An 18,482-nucleotide genomic window follows, 5' to 3' on the forward strand; every position below is an offset into this window, starting at 1 on the left:
GTTGTAGGAGGAATGTTTGCGGTCTGTAGGACTCTTTTCCTGCCTTCGACTTGCTGGCCAATCGACATATTCGCGCTAGCCAAGGTGGTAGACGGTGTAAAGTTGCCTTTGGTCGTGCTAGTTTAATGTCAATTTTTCGTATACGTGGGCAAAACGCCTGTCAGAACATAGAGTTGGCGCCACGTTTTAAAGCGGTTTGCAGGTTGTAAACCCCTTATTTTTCAGCATTTTTTATAGAGGCACGGGATTACATGGAAATCGGTCTGCGCGAGTGGCTGATCGTCATCGGCATTATTGTCATTGCCGGTATTCTTTTCGATGGCTGGCGCCGTATGCGCGGCGGCAAGGGAAAACTGAAGTTCCGTCTTGATCGAAGTCTGTCCAACCTGCCGGACGAGGACAGCAGCGCCGAACTGCTGGGCCCGCCGCGTGTGCTGGACGGACATAAAGAGCCGCAGCTGGACGAGCAGGACCTGCCTTCGGTCAGCATGCCGGCCCGCGAGCCTCGCGAGTCGGGTTCCAAGCGCGGCAAGCGTGGCCACAGCGAGCCTTCCCAGGGCGACATGAACCTCAGCCTGGACCTGGACGGCGGCCCGAGCTTCAGCAGCCGCGACGACGATTTCCCGGATGACAGCAAGTCCGCGCCAGCAGTCAACGACAAGGATCAGCCGCAAGCGGAAGAAGTGCTGGTGATCAGCGTGATCTGCCGCGACGCTGCCGGCTTCAAGGGCCCGGCGCTGTTGCAGAACATTCTGGAGAGCGGTTTGCGTTTCGGCGAGATGGACATTTTCCATCGCCACGAAAGCATGGCCGGCAACGGTGAAGTGCTGTTCTCCATGGCCAACGCCGTCAAGCCTGGCGTATTCGACCTGGACGACATCGACCACTTCAGCACTCCGGCGGTGAGCTTCTTCCTGGGGCTGCCAGGCCCTCGCCATCCGAAGCAAGCCTTCGACGTGATGGTGGCAGCGGCACGTAAATTGTCCCAGGAGCTCAACGGTGAGCTGAAGGACGACCAGCGCAGCGTACTGACCGCCCAGACGATCGAGCACTACCGTCAGCGCATCGTCGAGTTCGAGCGCCGCGCCCTGACCCAGAAACGTTGATTGAAATGGTTATTCCCGCGCGGTGCGCGGGATAATCGGCAAAACAGATTGAGCAGCCTCGGCTGCTCTTTTGCTTTATGAGAGAACACCCATGACCGCCGCCAAGAACCGTATTTTAGAGCTGCGCGCTGAGCTGGATCAGCACAACTATCGTTACCACGTGCTCGACGAGCCGAGCATTCCGGACGCCGAGTACGACCGCTTGTTCAACGAGCTCAAGGCGCTGGAAGCAGCCAACCCCGAACTGATCACCAGCGACTCGCCAACCCAGCGAGTGGGCAGCGCGGCGCTGTCGGCGTTTACCCAAGTGCGTCACGAAGTGCCGATGCTCAGCCTCGGCAACGCCTTCGAAGAAACCGACATGCGCGAGTTCGACCGCCGGGTGACCGAAGGCCTGGACCTGCCGGCCGGTGATCTGTTCGGTGGCGGCGCGACAGTCGAGTACAGCTGTGAGCCCAAGCTCGATGGCCTGGCCGTCAGCCTGCTGTATCAGGACGGCATCCTGGTGCGCGGCGCCACCCGTGGCGATGGCACCACCGGCGAAGATATCAGCGTCAACGTGCGCACCGTACGCAACATCCCGCTCAAGCTGCACGGTACCGGCTGGCCGGCGACCCTGGAAGTGCGCGGCGAAGTGTTCATGTCCAAGGCCGGTTTCGAGCGGCTCAACGCCACGCAACTGGAGGTCGGCGGCAAGACCTTCGCCAACCCGCGCAACGCAGCGGCAGGCAGTTTGCGCCAGCTGGATTCGAAGATCACCGCCAATCGCCCGTTGGAGTTCTGCTGCTACGGCATCGGCCAGGTGTCGGCGGACATTGCCGATACGCACATCGGCAATTTGCAGCAGCTCCAGGCCTGGGGCATGCCGATCAGTCATGAGCTGAAACTGGCGCACGGCATCGCCGAGTGCCTGGATTACTACCGCGACATCGGTGAGCGTCGCAGTGCGCTGCCGTATGAAATCGACGGCGTCGTATTCAAGGTCAACAGCATTGCCTCCCAGCGCGAACTGGGCTTTCGCGCCCGTGAGCCGCGTTGGGCCATCGCCCACAAATTCCCGGCGATGGAAGAACTCACCGAGCTGCTCGATGTGGAATTCCAGGTCGGCCGCACCGGGGCGGTGACGCCGGTGGCGCGTCTGAAACCGGTCAAGGTCGCCGGTGTCACGGTGGCCAACGCCACACTGCATAACATGGACGAGGTCGCGCGCCTGGGCCTGATGATCGGCGACACGGTGATCATCCGCCGCGCCGGTGACGTGATTCCGCAGGTGGTGCAAGTGGTCATGGAGCGCCGTCCGGAAAACGCCCGGCCGGTGCAGATTCCGGAACAGTGTCCGGTGTGCGGTTCCCATGTCGAGCGCACGCAGCTGATCAAGCGTAGCAAGGGCCGCGAGACGGTCAGCGAAGGCGCGGTGTATCGCTGCGTCGGTCGTCTGGCCTGTGGCGCGCAACTCAAGCAGGCGATCATTCACTTCGTGTCCCGTCGTGCCATGGACATCGAAGGCTTGGGTGAGAAGAGCGTCGAGCAACTGGTCGACGAAGGCCTGGTGAGCTCGCCGGCCGATCTGTACGCCCTGACCTTCGAGCAGATCGTCGATCTGGAAGGCTTTGCCGAACTGTCGAGCAAGAACCTGCTCGGCGCCATCGAAGACAGCAAGAGGCCGGGCCTGGCGCGGTTCATCTACGCCCTGGGGATTCCCGATGTCGGCGAGGAGACAGCCAAGGTCCTGGCTCGCTCCCTGGGTTCGCTGGAGCGGGTGCAACAGGCTTTGCCCCAGGTGCTGACGTACTTGCCGGATGTCGGCCTGGAAGTCGCGCACGAGATCCACAGCTTCTTCGAGGATGCGCATAACCAGCAGGTGATCGCTGATTTGCTCAGGCATGGTATGCAGATTCAGGATCAGGGCGAGTTGGGTGCCGAGTTTTCGGCGAGCACCACCCTGGGTGGTTTCCTCGACAAGCTGCATATCCCCTTGGTCGGGCCGGGCGGGGCGCAGAAACTGGCGGACAAATTCGGCTCGCTGCAGGCGGTGATCGGCGCGGACTGGCTGGACATGCGCCAGGCGCTGCCGGAGAAGCAGGCCAATTCGGTGCGCGAGTTCTTTGCGGTCGAAGACAATCGCCAATTGGCCGAGGCGGCGGAGAAGCAACTGGCCGATTTCGGCATGCACTGGCAGAGCGAGAAGAAGGTCGTCGAAGGCTTGCCCCTGGCCGGGCAGACCTGGGTGTTGACCGGCTCGCTGGAGTTGATGAGTCGCGATATCGCCAAGGACAAACTCGAAAGCCTCGGCGCCAAGGTCGCCGGCTCGGTGTCGGCCAAGACCCATTGCGTGGTGGCCGGGCCGGGGGCTGGTTCGAAGTTGACCAAGGCCAATGAATTGGGGTTGAAAGTGCTGGATGAAGAGGCGTTTGTTGAAACATTGCGCGGGTACGGCAAGGTAGATTGAGCAGCAATTCAACCTGTAGGAGCGAGCCTGCTCGCGATGGTGGATCAGGCGCATTGATGTCGACTGACACTCCATCGCGAGCAGGCTCGCTCCTACAGGTGTTGCGTTCGACCTGGGAACGATCCTGTCTGGTAAATGATCTAGTCTCTGCAAGCCTCAGGGAGAGATCGCCATGTACCGCTTCTTCGAGCAGCTCAGCTCGCGCATTGCCGCACCGTTCATGGGTGAAAGTTCGCGCAACAGCAAGGTCTGGCCCTGCCGTTGCGGGCAGTCGTTGTTCTTTCGCAACAGCCAGTGCCTGGCCTGCTCGGCGGCGTTGGGCTATCAGCCGGAGCAGAGTCGCTTGTCTGCGCTGCAACCGGGTGTGCAGGCGGGCACCTGGCTGCTCGATGTCGATCCCGGGGCTGGCCTGTTTCGACGCTGCGCCAACCTCGACTCCCCGGCGGCCTGTAATTGGTTGCTGCCTGCCAATGACCATGACGTCTTGTGCCTTGCCTGCAGCCTCAACCGCACCATTCCCGACCTGTCGATAACCGACAACCACGAGCGCTGGCGCAAGGTGGAAACCGCCAAGCGGCGTCTGGTCGCGCAACTGCTCAGCCTGGGGTTGCAGGTGATTCCCAAGACCGTCGATGAAGACACGGGCCTTGCCTTCGACTTCATCGGCGTGGACCTCGAAGGCAAACCGCCCACCACCGGGCACGCCAATGGTCTGGTCACCCTCGATATCAAGGAAGCCGACGATGCCCACCGCGAGCAGGTGCGGGTGCAAATGCACGAACCCTATCGCACCTTGCTCGGGCATTTTCGTCACGAAGTCGGGCATTACTACTGGGATCGATTGATCGCCAATAGCCAGTGGCTTGAACCGTTTCGCGCAGTGTTCGGCGATGAGCGCGCCAGCTATGCCGAAGCCCTCGAGCGGCATTATCAGCAGGGCGCACCGCTCGACTGGCAGCAGCACTACGTCAGCGCCTACGCCACCATGCACCCGTGGGAAGACTGGGCCGAAACCTGGGCGCATTACCTGCACATGATGGATGCGGTGGACACCGCGCTGGGCTTTGGCATGAGTGCCCGGGAAATGGACTTCGACTATCAGCCGTTTCCGTTGGATACCCTCTACGATCCACAGCATCCCGGCGGCGCGGCGTTCCTGTCGTTCGTCAATGCGTGGATCGAACTGGCGGGCATGCTCAATGAGCTGTCACGCAGCATGGGGCAGCCGGATTTCTATCCGTTCGTCCTGCCGCCAGCCGTCATTGCCAAGCTGCACTTTATTCACCTGGTGATTCAGCAGGAGGGCGGCAGGGCGGACGAAGTGCTAGAGGCGCAATAGCAAGTGCTTGAAGCCCCTCATATTTTTATTCCGAAACCAACGGTTGTAACTTCGTCTCAGATAGGTACAATGGCGCGGCTCGCCGACAGGTGAGCGTCGTTATGGTGACCCCATCGGTCCCCCCGCAACGATTACCCGTGAACCTGGTCAGATCCGGAAGGAAGCAGCCACAGCGGGAACATTGTGTGCCGGGGTGTGGCTGGTGGGGTTACCACCTTAACGCCACGCGAGTGTTCTCTCGCGTTATCTCTCTGAAATCAGGCTTTCGCTAGCTGCCAGGATCTTCTCCGGGGCGTTTTTTTGTCGTTTCCGATTTATCCACGGCCGCAGGCTCGCTACCGATATACAGCCGAACAATCTCATCGATCTCCCCGGACATCTTCATCCGCCCCAATGTGCGCAGGACGCTCTGCACCGGGAGCTTCGGGTCGTTGCGAACGTAGCAACCGATCTGGTTTTCCTGCAGCACTGCCACGCCTTGCAGTTGCTGCTCCGGCAGAAGGCGGTGATTGAACCAGTCCAGGCTCCATTGATTGCTGACGGCATAGTGATTGCGGCCGGCCAGGAGCTTTTCCAGCACTTGTTCCTGATTGCGTGCGTCGTCGCGCTGCAGTTGGCCGGTGTCGAACAGCGGCTGCAGGGTCGGGTAGTTGTAGCCCAGCACGGTGCCAATGGACTGTTGCGGCAAGTCGGCGGGTTTGACCGCGCCGGGCGGCGCATGCAAGGTGATCAACACATCCGGTTGAGTGAAGAGCGGGATGCTCCAGAGGTAATCATCAGGCTGATCGGGCAGCCACGATTGCGTGACATAACAGCGGACATCGACCTCACCTTGCTCCATGGCACTTTGTATGCGCCGGCGGGGTAATACATGGAATTCGGCCGGTACGCCGACCTGGGTCGCGAGGCTGAGCATCATGTCATACAGGATGCCCTGGGTTGGTTTGCCCCGTTCAAGCTGCACCATGGGCATGCTCCAGCTGTCGGGTATCACGAAGCGCAGCGGTGCTTGCGCAGCCACGCCGTCCAGGCTGATCAACAGCAATGCCCCCAAGGCCAGCCGCATAAACACTCCGTTAATAGCCTCCGATGTGCAGCTTAGCCACAATACACGAGCGCACCGGATGCAATTTGTCCCTTGCTCCGCTAGCATTAGCCGCTTCTGCTTCCTTCGCTGCGACGGTTTTCGATGAGTTATCAGGTTCTTGCACGTAAATGGCGTCCGCGCTCGTTCCGCGAAATGGTCGGCCAGACCCATGTGCTCAAGGCTCTGATCAATGCCTTGGACAGCCAGCGGCTGCACCACGCCTACCTCTTTACCGGTACCCGTGGGGTCGGCAAGACCACCATCGCGCGGATCATTGCCAAATGCCTTAACTGCGAGACAGGTATCACTTCGACCCCCTGTGGCGAGTGTTCGGTGTGTCGCGAAATCGACGAAGGCCGCTTTGTCGACCTGATCGAGATCGACGCCGCGAGCCGCACCAAGGTCGAAGATACCCGCGAATTGCTAGACAACGTGCAGTACGCCCCGAGCCGCGGGCGCTTCAAGGTCTACCTGATCGACGAAGTGCACATGCTCTCCAGTCATTCCTTCAACGCACTGCTCAAAACCCTTGAAGAGCCGCCACCCTACGTCAAGTTCATCCTGGCGACCACCGACCCGCAGAAACTTCCTGCAACGATTCTGTCGCGGTGCCTGCAGTTCTCCCTGAAGAACATGACGCCGGAACGCGTCGTCGAGCACCTGACCCACGTACTGGGTGTCGAGAACGTGCCGTTCGAAGACGATGCGCTGTGGCTGCTGGGCCGCGCCGCCGACGGGTCGATGCGTGATGCCATGAGCCTGACCGACCAGGCGATTGCCTTCGGTGAAGGCAAGGTCATGGCCGCCGACGTGCGGGCGATGCTTGGGACCCTCGATCACGGGCAGGTCTACGACGTGCTGCATGCGCTGATCGAAGGCGATGCCAAGGCGTTGCTCGAAGCCGTCCGCCACTTGGCCGAACAAGGCCCGGACTGGAACGGCGTGCTCTCGGAAATTCTCAATGTGCTGCACCGCGTTGCCATCGCCCAGGCCTTGCCGGAAGGTGTCGACAACGGTCACGGCGACCGTGATCGCGTGCTGGCACTGGCCCAGGCCTTGCCGGCCGAAGACGTGCAGTTCTACTACCAGATGGGCCTGATCGGCCGCCGCGACCTGCCGCTGGCGCCGGATCCCCGGGGCGGTTTTGAAATGGTGTTGCTGCGGATGCTGGCGTTCCGGCCCGCAGACACCGCGGATGCCCCGAGGCAACCGCTAAAGCCAGTGGGGATCAGCCAGGCCACAGTTGATTCCGCAAACTCAGTGGCTGCCGCGCCGGTGGTTGTGCCGGTAGTCGCTGCGGCCGTTGCACCGGTAGCGGCTGCGCCAGTGACGGCTCCAGCGCCTGCACCGGAACCGGTTGCGCCGGTCGTTGTGCCAGAACCTGTGCCAGAACCTGCGCCTGTGGTTGAAGCGGTCGTGGTCGAAGAAGTTGTCGACCTGCCGTGGAATGACCCGGTCGAGCCGGCGCCCGTCCAGCAACCGGCGGTGGAATCGGTGCTGGAAACCGCCAGCGAACAACCCGAATTACCGCCGATGCCGTTGCCGACGCCGGACAGCGTGGTGCCGGACGCGCCTGAATGGGCTGCCGCGCCGATCCCGGAACCCTCGGTGGCCGCTGTCGATGCCGCGACGCCGGGGATGGACCTGGATGACGAGCCGCCGCTGGACGAGGATTACATCGAGCCGGACATGGATTCGGCCTACAGTTACCTCGACGAACTGGCCAGCGAGCATACCGCCGACCCGGCTCCGGAGCCCGAGCCGGAGCCCGCGGCAATGCCGGCCACCGGATTGGCCCTGCAATGGCTGGAGCTGTTCCCGAAATTGCCGATCTCCGGCATGACCGGCAGCATCGCCGCCAACTGCACGCTGATCGCGGTGGATGGCGACAATTGGCTGATGCACCTGGACCCGGCCCACAGTGCCTTGTTCAACGCCACGCAACAGCGCCGACTCAACGATGCGCTGAACCAGTATCACCAGCGCACGCTGACCCTGAGCATCGAGCTGATCAAGCCCGAGCAGGAAACCCCGGCACAAGCGGCTTCGCGCCGCCGCGCCAACCGTCAGCGCGAGGCGGAGGAATCGATCCACGGTGATCCGTTCATCCAGCAAATGATGCAGCAGTTCGGTGCGGTGGTCCGTAACGATACTATTGAACCTGTCGACGCCCTGGTCGTTCAGGGCTAATAACTGAAGGCGTCCGGCCGCATGGGCCGGGCGCTGTTTTAATCCAAGTACTTTTGAGGTGATTACCATGATGAAAGGTGGCATGGCCGGCCTGATGAAGCAGGCGCAGCAGATGCAGGAAAAAATGGCCAAGATGCAGGAAGAACTGGCCAACGCCGAAGTCACCGGTAAGGCCGGTGGCGATATGGTCACCGTGGTGATGACCGGTCGTCATGACGTCAAGAGCGTGACCATCGACCCAAGCCTGGTCGAAGGCATGAGCGAAGACGACAAGGAAATGCTGGAAGCGGTCATCGCATCCGCGGTCAACGATGCCGTGCGCAAGATCGAAGCCAACAGCCAGGACAAGATGGGCAGCATGACTGCCGGCATGCAACTGCCGCCGGGCATGAAACTGCCATTCTGATTCGCCTTCAGGCGGCAGATGAGTTACAAAAAGTGCCAGGCATAGCGCCTGGCATTTTTGTTTCTGGCCATGGGAAATGTGGTGTCTGGAATGCCGCCATCGCGAGCAAGCTCGCTCCCACAGGGGATCGCATTCCAAATGTGGGAGCCTGCTCGCGAAGAACTCACCCTGGTCCAACTGAAAACACATCGAACGCCCTACCGCCACAAAGGTCTGCTCCCTATATCACCGAACCTCAACGATCACAGGAGACGCTGCCATGTCCGACCCCATGACCCTCAATCAACGCATTGTCCTGGCTTCTCGCCCGGTGGGTGCGCCAACGCCGGAAAACTTCCGCATGGAGCGGGTGGCGCTGCCGGACCTGGCCGAGGGTCAGGTGCTGCTCAAGACCGTTTTCCTGTCGCTGGATCCCTACATGCGCGGACGCATGAGTGACGCACCTTCCTACGCCGCGCCGGTGGAAATCGGCGAAGTCATGACCGGGGGCGCTGTCAGCCGGGTCGAGCGTTCGCTCAATCCGAAGTTTCAGGAAGGTGATCTGGTGGTCGGTGCCACCGGTTGGCAAAGCCACAGCATCAATGACGGTCGCAGCATCATTCCGATTCCCGCGCTGCCAAGCCCTTCGATGGCCCTTGGGGTGCTGGGTATGCCGGGCATGACCGCGTACATGGGCCTGATGGACATCGGCCAGCCCAAGGCCGGCGAAACCCTGGTGGTCGCGGCGGCGTCCGGGGCGGTGGGGTCGGTGGTCGGGCAGGTGGCGAAGATCAAGGGCCTGCGGGTGGTTGGTGTGGCGGGTGGTGCGAAAAAGTGCCGCTATGTGGTCGACGAGTTGGGTTTCGACGCCTGCATCGATCACAGGAGCCTGGATTTTGCTGAGGAACTGGCGCAAGCCTGTCCCAAGGGCATCGACATTTATTATGAAAATGTCGGTGGCAAGGTATTCGACGCCGTGGTGCCGTTGCTCAATCCCAAGGCGCGGATTCCACTCTGCGGCCTGATTGCCTCCTATAACGCCCATGAGGCGCCGAGCGGCCCGGATCGCCTGCCACTGTTGCAGCGCACCCTGTTGACAAAGCGGGTGCGCATCCAGGGCTTCATCGTGTTCGATGACTATGGTGATCGCCAGCCGGAATTCCTCAGTGCCATGGCACCCTGGGTACGTGATGGCAAGGTGAAGTTCCGCGAAGACGTGGTCGATGGCCTGGAACAGGCGCCCGATGCGTTCATCGGCATGCTGGAAGGGCGCAACTTCGGCAAGCTGGTGGTTCGGGTTTCCCGGGACTGAGTAATTCACGCTGCAATTTGACGCTCAACCGAGGCGCGGGTATAAACCGCGTCTCGTTGTTTTGTCGGACTTTTCCACCATGAGCTTCAGCCCTTTGATTCGCCAACTGATCGACGCCCTGCGAATTTTGCCCGGCGTGGGTCAGAAAACCGCCCAGCGCATGGCGTTGCAGTTGCTCGAGCGTGACCGCAGCGGCGGCTCGCGACTGGCGCTGGCCCTGAGCCAGGCCATGGAAGGGGTCGGTCACTGCCGTTTGTGCCGTACGTTGACGGAAGATGATCTGTGCCCGCAATGCGCCGATACCCGTCGCGACGACACCTTGCTTTGCGTGGTGGAAGGCCCGATGGACGTCTATGCGGTGGAGCAGACCGGTTTTCGCGGGCGCTATTTCGTGCTCAAGGGGCACCTGTCGCCGCTCGACGGCCTGGGGCCGGAAGCCATCGGCATTCCGCAGTTGATGGCGCGGATCGAAGAGGCCGGCACGTTTGCCGAAGTCATCCTGGCCACCAACCCGACCGTGGAAGGTGAAGCCACGGCGCACTACATCGCCCAATTGCTCAGCAGCAAAGGCCTGATCGCCTCGCGCATCGCCCACGGCGTACCGCTGGGTGGCGAGTTGGAACTGGTGGATGGCGGGACGCTGGCGCATTCGTTTGCCGGGCGTAAGCCGATCACCCTGTAATTCGTGTTGTTCGGGCTGGCGCCATCGCGAGCAGGCTCGCTCCCACATTGGTTTTGTGTACGCCGCAATACCCTGTGGGAGCGAGCCTGCTCGCGATAAGGGCACCTCCGTCTACCTGACTTACACAATCTTGTTGAAAACCAAGCAAGCGCTCGGTTAACTTCACTGACCCCTTCAGTGGAGCTCGCCGATGTCTGCCTTTCAGGAATACTTCGACCCCAGCCACCAATTGGTCCGCGACAGCGTCAGACGTTTCGTCGAGCGCGAGATCCTTCCTGATATCGAGCAGTGGGAAGAAGCCGAAAGCTTTCCTCGCGAACTCTATCTCAAGGCCGGCGCGGCAGGAATTCTCGGCATCGGCTACCCGGAAACTTACGGAGGCAGCCATGAAGGGGATCTGTTCGCCAAGGTTGCCGCCAGTGAAGAGTTGATGCGCTGCGGTTCAGGTGGGTTGGTTGCCGGCCTGGGGTCGCTGGATATCGGCTTGCCGCCCATCCTCAAGTGGGCCCGACCCGAAGTGCGGGATCGTGTGTTGCCCCAGGTGCTGTCAGGAGAGAAGATCAGCGCCCTGGCCATCACCGAGCCCGGGGGCGGTTCCGACGTCGCCAATCTGCAAACCCGTGCCGTGCGCGAAGGTGATTTCTACCGGGTCAGTGGCAGCAAGACCTTTATCACCAGCGGCGTGCGCGCGGATTTCTATACCGTTGCGGTGCGAACGGGCGAACCAGGTTTCGGTGGCATCAGCCTGCTGCTGATCGAGAAGGGCACGCCTGGTTTCACTGTAGGGCGACAGCTGAAGAAAATGGGCTGGTGGGCGTCAGACACCGCTGAACTGTTCTTTGATGATTGCCAAGTACCTGTAGGAAACCTGATCGGCACACAGAACATGGGTTTTGCCTGCATCATGGGCAACTTCCAGAGCGAACGCCTGGCCCTGGCGTTGATGGCCAACATGACCGCCCAGCTGGCGCTGGAGGAGAGCCTGAAATGGGCGCGCCAGCGCGAAGCCTTTGGCAAACCGATCGGCAAGTTTCAGGTGATCAAGCATCGCCTCGCCGAGATGGCGACCGCGCTGGAAGTGTCCCGGGAGTTCACTTACCGGCAGGCCGCGAAAATGGCGGCGGGGCAGAGCGTGATCAAGGAAATTTCCATGGCCAAGAATTTTGCGACGGATACGGCAGACCGGATCGTCACCGATGCGGTGCAGATACTCGGTGGGCTGGGTTACATGCGCGAGAGCCTGGTGGAGCGGTTGTATCGCGATAACCGGATCCTGTCGATTGGCGGTGGAACGCGGGAAGTGATGAACGAGATCATCAGCAAGCAGATGGGGCTTTGAAGATATCTGGTGAGGCTACTGACGTCATCGCGAGCAGGCTCGCTCCTACAGTGGATTGCATTCTTCCTGACAGAACGCGGTCGAATGTGGGAGCGAGCCTGCTCGCGATGGCGGTCTGACAGGCGCCACTTACTTATCGGAAAGGGCAAACTGCGTCAGGCAGAACGTAGGAATGCCCATGTCTTCCAGACGCTGCGAGCCACCCAGCTCCGGCAGATCGATGATCGCCGCCGCTTCATGCACCCGCGCGCCCATGCGGCGGATCAGGTTGGCCGCAGCAATCAGGGTGCCGCCGGTGGCGATCAGGTCATCGAACATCACCACCGAATCCCCTTCGCACAGGCTGTCGGCGTGCACTTCCAGGAAGGCTTCGCCGTATTCGGTCGCATAGCCCTCGGCCAGCACGTCAGCCGGCAGCTTGCCTTGCTTGCGGAACAGCACCAGCGGCTTGTTCAGCTGATAGGCCAGCACCGAGCCGATCAGAAAACCACGGGCGTCCATCGCGCCGATGTGGGTGAAGTCTGCCTCGACATAACGGTGGGCGAAACTGTCCATCACCAGGCGCAGGGCCGTGGGCGACTGGAACAGCGGGGTGATGTCGCGAAAGATCACACCCGGTTTCGGGAAGTCGATGACAGGGCGGATGAGGGATTTGATGTCGAAGGAGTCGAAGACCATCGTCGTGGTGTCCTGGCAGGGCTGCAAACGACGCAGTATAACGGCGGCTGAACCCTTTCGCTCAGCCGCAACGGTTTGTTTCAACCTTCCAGTGAGCCACCGGCCAGGGCGCACAGCTGGATCGGGTCGATAATCCGGATTTCCTTGCCTTCCGCCGCAATCAGTTCGTTTTGCTGGAAGCGGGTAAAGACCCGGGACACGGTTTCTACCGCCAGGCCCAGGTAGTTGCCGATTTCGTTGCGCGACATGCTCAGGCGGAACTGATTGGCGGAAAAACCCCGGGCGCGGAAACGTGCCGAGAGGTTGACCAGGAAGGTGGCGATGCGTTCGTCGGCGGTCTTTTTCGACAACAGCAGCATCATCTGCTGGTCGTCACGGATTTCGCGGCTCATCACGCGCATCAGCTGACGGCGCAACTGCGGCAATTGCAGGGCCAGTTCGTCGAGGCGTTCGAAAGGAATTTCACACACCGAAGTGGTTTCCAGGGCTTGTGCCGACACCGGGTGCTTTTCGGTGTCCATGCCCGACAGGCCGACCAGTTCGCTGGGCAGGTGGAAGCCGGTGAGCTGTTCTTCACCGGTATCGCTCAGGCTGAAGGTCTTGAGGGCGCCGGAACGCACTGCGTAGACAGAATCGAAGGTATCGCCCTGGCGGAACAAAAACTCGCCTTTTTTCAGCGGCCGGCCGCGTTTGACGATGTCGTCCAGCGCATCCATGTCTTCCAGATTCAGCGAAAGTGGCAGGCAAAGAGGGGCCAGGCTGCAATCCTTGCAATGGGCTTGATTATGAGCGCGCAGTTTTACTGGCTCGGACATTTCTTCAATCCTTGTGGGAATTCACACATAAGACGTAAGGGTAACTCACCATAGGAGATCGAGGCCAGTCTGAGTCGCTTGCTTGCAGAATTAGATTACTCGTGAAAAACGCTGGCGACTGTGTTGTTCCAGGTACGCGTCGAACACCATGCACACCGAGCGCGCCAACAACCGCCCGGCGGGCAGGATGGTGATCCTGTCGCAATCGAGTTCGATCAGCCCGTCTTTGGTCATGTCTTGCAACTGGGGCCAGAGATCGCCGAAGTAGCCCTGGAAATCGATGTTGAAGGCTTGTTCGATATCGCAAAACTCCAGGCTGAAATTGCAGATCAATTGCTGGATGACCGCGCGCCGCAGCCGGTCATCGGCATTGCACAGCAGGCCGCGGCTGGTGGCCGGTTGCATTGATGCAAGGACGTTCTGATACTCGTTCAGGTCGCTGCTGTTCTGGCAGTACAGGTCGCCGATCTGGCTGATTGCCGACACGCCGAGGCCGATCAGGTCGCAATGACCATGGGTGGTGTAGCCCTGGAAATTGCGTTGCAGGGTCGACTCTTCCTGGGCAATCGCCAGCTCGTCGTCGGGCAGGGCGAAGTGGTCCATGCCGATGTAGCGGTAGCCGGCGCTGATCAGCTGCTCGATGGTGCGCTGCAGCATTTCCAGTTTCTGCGCGGGTGTCGGCAGTTCATGGCTGTTGATGCGCCGCTGGGGCATGAATCGTTCCGGCAAGTGGGCGTAGTTGAACACCGATAACCTGTCCGGTTGCAGGTTGATGATCTCTTCCACGGTGCGGGCGAAATTCTCCGGCGTCTGTCTCGGCAGGCCGTAGATCAGGTCGATATTGATCGAGCGAAACTGCAAGGTGCGGGCGGCATCGATCACCGCGCGGGTTTCTTCCAGGCTTTGCAGGCGATTGACTGCGCGTTGCACCGCCGGGTCGAGGTCTTGCAGGCCGATGCTGACCCGATTGAAACCCAGTTCGCGCAGCAGGCCCATGGTCGACCAGTCGGCCTCGCGCGGGTCGATCTCGATGCCGTAGTCACCGGAGTCGTCGTCCAGCAAATTGAAGTGTTTGCGCAAATGCGCCATCAATTGGCGCAGTTCGTCGTGGCTGAGAAAGGTCGGTGTGCCGCCACCGAAGTGCAGTTGCTCGACTTTCTGCGTGGGGTCGAGGTGGCAGGCGATCAACTGGATTTCCTGTTCCAGGCGCTGCAAATACGGCTGCGCCCGGCCGCGATCCTTGGTGATGACCTTGTTGCAGGCGCAGTAATAGCAAATGTTCGCGCAGAACGGTACGTGCACGTACAGCGACAATGGACGCTGGGCCTTGCGGCTGTCGCGCAGGGCATGAAACAGGTCGAAGGTGCCGACCTGGCTGTTGAATTGCACGGCGGTCGGATACGAGGTGTAGCGTGGTCCCGCCAGGTCATAACGGCGGATCAGATCGGTGTCCCAACGAATGGCGTCGAGCATCATGCGGACATTCCCCCGGATAGGCTGGCAATGTCAGCCACTTTATGCGAAGGCGGGGTGGGGCATCTTGATTTGCATCAAGGTCAGAATCTTTGTTGTTTGCGAGGGCTCCATCGCGAGCAAGCTCGCTCCCACATTTGGAATGCGTTCCCCTGTGGGAGCGAGCCTGCTCGCGATGGGCGCGCCGCCGATTTAATGTCCCATGAGCCAATGCTGATGCGGACCCGGCAAGGTCCAGATGCCGAACAGCATCACCAGCAATCCGCCTGCCATGCGCACGCTGCGTTTGCGCAACAGTGCGGTGATGCGCTCGGCGGCAAGGCCTGTCGCCAGCAGCACCGGCCAGGTGCCGAGCCCGAACGCGAGCATCAACAACGCGCTATCCAGTGCGTTGCCCTGGCTGGCCGACCATAGCAAGGTGCTGTAGACCAGGCCGCACGGCAGCCAACCCCAGAGCGCGCCCAACAACAACGCACGGGGAACGTTCGACACCGGCAGCAACCGGTTGGCGACTGGCTGGATGTGCCGCCACAAGCCGCGACCGAGGCTTTCGATACGGGTCAGGCCGCTCCACCAGCCGGCCAGGTACAGGCCCATGGCAATCAGCAGCAACCCGGCGAGGATGCGCAGGAACATCGCCGCCGGGCTGCTGGCCACGGCCCATCCGGCCAGGCCGATCAGCAGTCCGGCGCAGGCATAGCTCAGAATTCGGCCCAGGTTGTAGGCCAGCAGCAGGCGAAAGCGGCGGCTGCGTTGTTCCTTGGGAATCGCCAGGGTCAGCGCGCCCATCAAGCCGCCGCACATGCCCAGGCAGTGGCCGCCGCCGAGCAAGCCGAGGATCACCGCAGACACCAGCAGGGGCGCCAATTCAAGCATGAGGTGGGGCCTTGTCTTGCGGTTTGGCCGGTTGGCCGCTGGCCTCATCGACGGCAGCGGTGTGGTTCGGGTCCTGGTCGTCGAACAGGATGCTGTGGGCCGGGCCGTCGAGATCGTCGTACTGACCGCTGTCCACCGCCCAGAAGAAGATATAGACGGCAATGGCCACAATCAGCAGCGCAGCGGGAATCATCACGTAAAGAGCTGGCATCTGGACTCCATGCCCGCACGGCTCAGGCCGGCAGCGGGCGGGTTTCTGGCATGGTGCAGGGGGCGGGCGCGCTCGGCATGCGAGTCAGGCGCAGCGCGTTCAACACCACGGTCAACGAACTGATCGACATGCCCACCGCCGCCCAGACCGGAGTGATCCAGCCGAGGGCGGCGAAGGGCAACATGAGGCCATTGTACAACCCGGCCCACAGAAGGTTCTCGATAATGACCCGGCGGGTGCGCCGCGCCAGGCTGAAGGCTTGCACCAGGGCGTCGAGGCGGTTGGACAGCAACACGGCGTCGGCACTGGTTTTCGCAAGGTCGGTGGCCGAGCCCATGGCGACGCTGATATCCGCAGCCGCCAGCACTGGCACGTCATTGACCCCGTCCCCGAGCATCAACACCTTGCGACCTTCCTTGTGCAGTTGTTGCAGGACCTGCAGTTTATCGTCCGGACGCAAACCGCCACGGGCTTCGTCGATACCGAGTTCCGCCGCCACGCTGGCGACCATCGGCGAGCTGTCGCCGGACAACAACAGCGTGCGCCAGCCACGCGCCTTGCACGCGGCCAACAATGCGGGCGCATCGGCCCGCAAGCGATCATCGAGGACGAGCCAGGCCAGCGGTCCCTGGCTGTCGCCAAGCAGCAGCCATTGGCCGGCTTCTTCGGGCATCGACGGCACCACGGCGCCGCTGAGTTCGCAGACGAAACACGGTTGGCCAATGCGCAGGCGTCGCCCTTCAACCAGACCCTCCAGGCCAAGGCCCGGTGTGCTGTGGACTTCTTCGGCAGCCATCGGCGCGCGTCCGAAAGCACGGGCGATCGGGTGTTCGGAGCGGTTTTCCAGGGCGGCGGCGAGGCTCAGGCATTGGTCGCTGTCGAGCGCGCCGAGGGGGCGGATCGAGCGCAGCGCCAGGCGCCCTTCGGTGAGGGTGCCGGTCTTGTCGAAAATCACCGTGTCGATCTGGTTCAGTCCTTCCAGGACATGGCCGCGGGTCAGCAACAGACCGAGTTTGTGCAGTGTGCCGGTGGCAGCGGTGAGGGCGGTCGGCGTCGCCAGCGACAAGGCGCACGGGCAGGTCGCGACGAGCATCGCCAGCACGATCCAGAAGGCCCGCGATGAGTCCAGTTCCCACCACAGCAGGCCAATGGCCGCAGCAGCAATCAACGACAACAGCAGGAACCATTGCGCGGCGCGGTCGGCGATTTCCGCCAGTCGCGGTTTTTCGGCCTGGGCACGATCGAGCAGGCGAACGATGGCCGAGAGGCGAGTGTCCTGGCCCAGGGCCTGGACCTCGACGGTCAGTGCGCCTTCGACGTTCATTGTGCCGGCGGTGACCGCATCGCCCAGGGTGCGGGGTTGCGGCAGGTATTCGCCGGTCAGCAGCGACTCGTCGACACTCGACTGGCCGTCGAGGATCTTGCCGTCAGCCGGGAGAATGGCGCCCGGATGAACCAGCACCTGATCGCCAACACGCAGTTCACTGAGCAGAATGCGTTCGCTCTGGCCGTCGGCGGTCAATCGCAGGCACGAGGCGGGCAACAGATTCACCAGCTGCGCGGTGGCGGCGGCGGTGCGCTCGCGGGCGCGTCGCTCCAGATAACGCCCGGCCAGCAGGAACAGGGCAAACATGCCGACGGCATCGAAATACAGTTCGCCGACCCCGGTGATGGACGTCCAGATCCCGGCGATGTAGGCGCTGCCGATGGCCAGCGACACCGAAACGTCCATGGTCAGATGGCGGGTGCGCAGATCGCGCATGGCACCTTTGAAGAACGGCGCGCAGCTGTAGAACACGATCGGGGTGGTGAGGAACAGCGCGACCCAGCGCAGGATGGTGTGCAGTTCGGGGCTGAGGTCGATGTTGAATTCAGGCCAGGTGGCCATGGTTGCCATCATTGCCTGGAACCACAGCAACCCGGCCACGCCGAGCTGGCGCAGGGCCAAGCGGTTTTCGCTGGCCAGTTGTTCACTGGCCCGGTCGGCCTGATACGGGTGTGCGGCGTAACCGATGTGGCGCAGTTCGCTGAGGATCTGGCTCAGCGGTAATTGCGCGTCGGACCAGCGTACATGCAGGCGATGGTTGGACAGGTTCAGGCGCGCTTCAGCCACGGCCGGCAAGGTACGCAGGTGTTTTTCGATCAGCCAGCCGCAGGCGGCGCAGCTGATGCCTTCCATCAACAGTGTGGTTTCGGCGAGTTCGCCGTCGTGGCGAACGAAGGGTTGCTGCACATCGGCACGGTCGTACAGCGCCAGTTCATCCACCAGTTGCACCGGCAGCGCCTCGGGGTTGACCGAGGCTTCACTGCGGTGCTGGTAATAGCTTTCCAGACCGCCGGCCACAATGGCTTCGGCCACGGCCTGGCAACCCGGGCAGCAGAATTCGCGGGTTTGCCCGAGGACCGCGGCGGTGAAGCGGCTGCCGGCCGGGACGGGGAGCGCGCAGTGGTAGCAGGGGAGTTGGGTGGTCATGAAGTGGAGTCTACATCGTCCGGGAGGGCCTCATCGCGAGCAGGCTCGCTCCCACAGTTGATCGGTG

15 protein-coding genes and 1 other RNA gene are annotated in these 18,482 nt (G+C 61.7%); 9 read left to right on the forward strand and 7 right to left on the reverse strand.

The genetic code is table 11. The annotated features are described in order from the left end of the window. Positions 1–251: 251 nt before the first annotated feature. From zipA to ffs, 4 genes are all read left to right on the forward strand, one after another. Complete coding sequence (zipA, locus tag BSF44_RS09350) at positions 252–1,106, forward strand: cell division protein ZipA (RefSeq protein WP_095943273.1); 855 nt, start codon at positions 252–254, stop codon at positions 1,104–1,106. Positions 1,107–1,197: 91 nt separating this feature from the next. Further along, positions 1,198–3,555 carry an NAD-dependent DNA ligase LigA gene (gene ligA, locus BSF44_RS09355; RefSeq protein ID WP_095943274.1) on the forward strand — a complete coding sequence of 786 codons (2,358 nt, stop codon included), beginning with the start codon at positions 1,198–1,200 and terminating at the stop codon, positions 3,553–3,555. 172 nt (positions 3,556–3,727) lie between these two features. After that, complete coding sequence (locus tag BSF44_RS09360) at positions 3,728–4,894, forward strand: putative zinc-binding metallopeptidase (RefSeq protein WP_095943275.1); 1,167 nt, start codon at positions 3,728–3,730, stop codon at positions 4,892–4,894. Between the two features lie 111 nt (positions 4,895–5,005). Further along, positions 5,006–5,102: signal recognition particle sRNA small type (ffs, locus tag BSF44_RS09365), an RNA gene on the forward strand. Positions 5,103–5,162: 60 nt separating this feature from the next. On the opposite strand, the gene BSF44_RS09370 is transcribed toward ffs, so the two are convergent. Next, complete coding sequence (locus BSF44_RS09370; RefSeq protein WP_095943276.1) at positions 5,163–5,960, reverse strand: ABC transporter substrate-binding protein; 798 nt, start codon at positions 5,958–5,960, stop codon at positions 5,163–5,165. Between the two features lie 123 nt (positions 5,961–6,083). On the opposite strand from BSF44_RS09370, the gene dnaX reads away from it, so the two are divergent. The 5 genes from dnaX (at position 6,084) to BSF44_RS09395 (ending at position 11,889) form a co-directional block, all read left to right on the forward strand. Then, positions 6,084–8,171, forward strand: a complete 2,088-nt coding sequence (gene dnaX, locus BSF44_RS09375) for a DNA polymerase III subunit gamma/tau (RefSeq protein WP_095943277.1) — start codon at positions 6,084–6,086, stop codon at positions 8,169–8,171. Positions 8,172–8,238: 67 nt separating this feature from the next. After that, a complete protein-coding gene (locus BSF44_RS09380) occupies positions 8,239–8,577 on the forward strand; it encodes a YbaB/EbfC family nucleoid-associated protein (RefSeq protein ID WP_007971455.1) in 339 nt (112 codons plus the stop codon). A 259-nt stretch (positions 8,578–8,836) separates the two neighbouring features. Next, on the forward strand, positions 8,837–9,868 hold the full coding sequence (locus BSF44_RS09385; RefSeq protein WP_095943278.1) for an NADP-dependent oxidoreductase: 1,032 nt from the start codon (positions 8,837–8,839) through the stop codon (positions 9,866–9,868). A gap of 79 nt (positions 9,869–9,947) precedes the next feature. Next, on the forward strand, positions 9,948–10,550 hold the full coding sequence (recR, locus tag BSF44_RS09390) for a recombination mediator RecR (protein ID WP_046041325.1): 603 nt from the start codon (positions 9,948–9,950) through the stop codon (positions 10,548–10,550). 190 nt (positions 10,551–10,740) lie between these two features. Beyond that, positions 10,741–11,889 carry an acyl-CoA dehydrogenase family protein gene (locus tag BSF44_RS09395; protein WP_095943279.1) on the forward strand — a complete coding sequence of 383 codons (1,149 nt, stop codon included), beginning with the start codon at positions 10,741–10,743 and terminating at the stop codon, positions 11,887–11,889. Positions 11,890–12,018: 129 nt separating this feature from the next. Here BSF44_RS09395 and BSF44_RS09400 read toward each other — a convergent pair whose 3' ends face one another. The 6 genes from BSF44_RS09400 to BSF44_RS09430 all read right to left on the reverse strand — a co-directional run bounded on the left by BSF44_RS09400 (position 12,019) and on the right by BSF44_RS09430 (position 18,415). Next, the gene (locus BSF44_RS09400) at positions 12,019–12,567 is read right to left on the reverse strand and encodes an adenine phosphoribosyltransferase (RefSeq protein WP_008057870.1); all 549 of its coding nucleotides are present in this window, start codon (positions 12,565–12,567) and stop codon (positions 12,019–12,021) included. 80 nt (positions 12,568–12,647) lie between these two features. Further along, positions 12,648–13,382 carry a fumarate/nitrate reduction transcriptional regulator Fnr gene (fnr, locus tag BSF44_RS09405; RefSeq protein ID WP_095943280.1) on the reverse strand — a complete coding sequence of 245 codons (735 nt, stop codon included), beginning with the start codon at positions 13,380–13,382 and terminating at the stop codon, positions 12,648–12,650. A gap of 90 nt (positions 13,383–13,472) precedes the next feature. Next, on the reverse strand, positions 13,473–14,855 hold the full coding sequence (hemN, locus tag BSF44_RS09410; protein ID WP_095943353.1) for an oxygen-independent coproporphyrinogen III oxidase: 1,383 nt from the start codon (positions 14,853–14,855) through the stop codon (positions 13,473–13,475). 192 nt (positions 14,856–15,047) lie between these two features. Continuing rightward, the gene (locus tag BSF44_RS09420) at positions 15,048–15,731 is read right to left on the reverse strand and encodes a sulfite exporter TauE/SafE family protein (protein WP_095943282.1); all 684 of its coding nucleotides are present in this window, start codon (positions 15,729–15,731) and stop codon (positions 15,048–15,050) included. Continuing rightward, entirely contained in the window at positions 15,724–15,942 is a 219-nt protein-coding gene (gene ccoS / locus BSF44_RS09425; RefSeq protein WP_007971444.1) for a cbb3-type cytochrome oxidase assembly protein CcoS, read from the reverse strand. Before ccoS ends, BSF44_RS09420 begins: the two co-directional genes overlap by 8 nt. A gap of 22 nt (positions 15,943–15,964) precedes the next feature. Further along, positions 15,965–18,415, reverse strand: a complete 2,451-nt coding sequence (locus tag BSF44_RS09430; protein WP_095943283.1) for a heavy metal translocating P-type ATPase — start codon at positions 18,413–18,415, stop codon at positions 15,965–15,967. Between the last annotated feature and the right edge of the window lie 67 nt (positions 18,416–18,482).

The sequence above is a fragment of the Pseudomonas sp. ACN8 genome (assembly GCF_002303925.1).
Taxonomy (GTDB): domain Bacteria; phylum Pseudomonadota; class Gammaproteobacteria; order Pseudomonadales; family Pseudomonadaceae; genus Aquipseudomonas.

Excerpts from the sequence above, each read along its gene's own strand:
- zipA (WP_095943273.1), top strand. The coding sequence starts at position 252 with ATGGAAATCGGTCTGCGCGAGTGGCTGATCGTCATCGGCATTATTGTC.
- ligA (WP_095943274.1), top strand. The coding sequence starts at position 1,198 with ATGACCGCCGCCAAGAACCGTATTTTAGAGCTGCGCGCTGAGCTGGAT.
- BSF44_RS09360 (WP_095943275.1), top strand. The coding sequence starts at position 3,728 with ATGTACCGCTTCTTCGAGCAGCTCAGCTCGCGCATTGCCGCACCGTTC.
- BSF44_RS09370 (WP_095943276.1), bottom strand. The coding sequence starts at position 5,960 with ATGCGGCTGGCCTTGGGGGCATTGCTGTTGATCAGCCTGGACGGCGTG.
- dnaX (WP_095943277.1), top strand. The coding sequence starts at position 6,084 with ATGAGTTATCAGGTTCTTGCACGTAAATGGCGTCCGCGCTCGTTCCGC.
- BSF44_RS09380 (WP_007971455.1), top strand. The coding sequence starts at position 8,239 with ATGATGAAAGGTGGCATGGCCGGCCTGATGAAGCAGGCGCAGCAGATG.
- BSF44_RS09385 (WP_095943278.1), top strand. The coding sequence starts at position 8,837 with ATGTCCGACCCCATGACCCTCAATCAACGCATTGTCCTGGCTTCTCGC.
- recR (WP_046041325.1), top strand. The coding sequence starts at position 9,948 with ATGAGCTTCAGCCCTTTGATTCGCCAACTGATCGACGCCCTGCGAATT.
- BSF44_RS09395 (WP_095943279.1), top strand. The coding sequence starts at position 10,741 with ATGTCTGCCTTTCAGGAATACTTCGACCCCAGCCACCAATTGGTCCGC.
- BSF44_RS09400 (WP_008057870.1), bottom strand. The coding sequence starts at position 12,567 with ATGGTCTTCGACTCCTTCGACATCAAATCCCTCATCCGCCCTGTCATC.
- fnr (WP_095943280.1), bottom strand. The coding sequence starts at position 13,382 with ATGTCCGAGCCAGTAAAACTGCGCGCTCATAATCAAGCCCATTGCAAG.
- hemN (WP_095943353.1), bottom strand. The coding sequence starts at position 14,855 with ATGCTCGACGCCATTCGTTGGGACACCGATCTGATCCGCCGTTATGAC.
- BSF44_RS09420 (WP_095943282.1), bottom strand. The coding sequence starts at position 15,731 with ATGCTTGAATTGGCGCCCCTGCTGGTGTCTGCGGTGATCCTCGGCTTG.
- ccoS (WP_007971444.1), bottom strand. The coding sequence starts at position 15,942 with ATGCCAGCTCTTTACGTGATGATTCCCGCTGCGCTGCTGATTGTGGCC.
- BSF44_RS09430 (WP_095943283.1), bottom strand. The coding sequence starts at position 18,415 with ATGACCACCCAACTCCCCTGCTACCACTGCGCGCTCCCCGTCCCGGCC.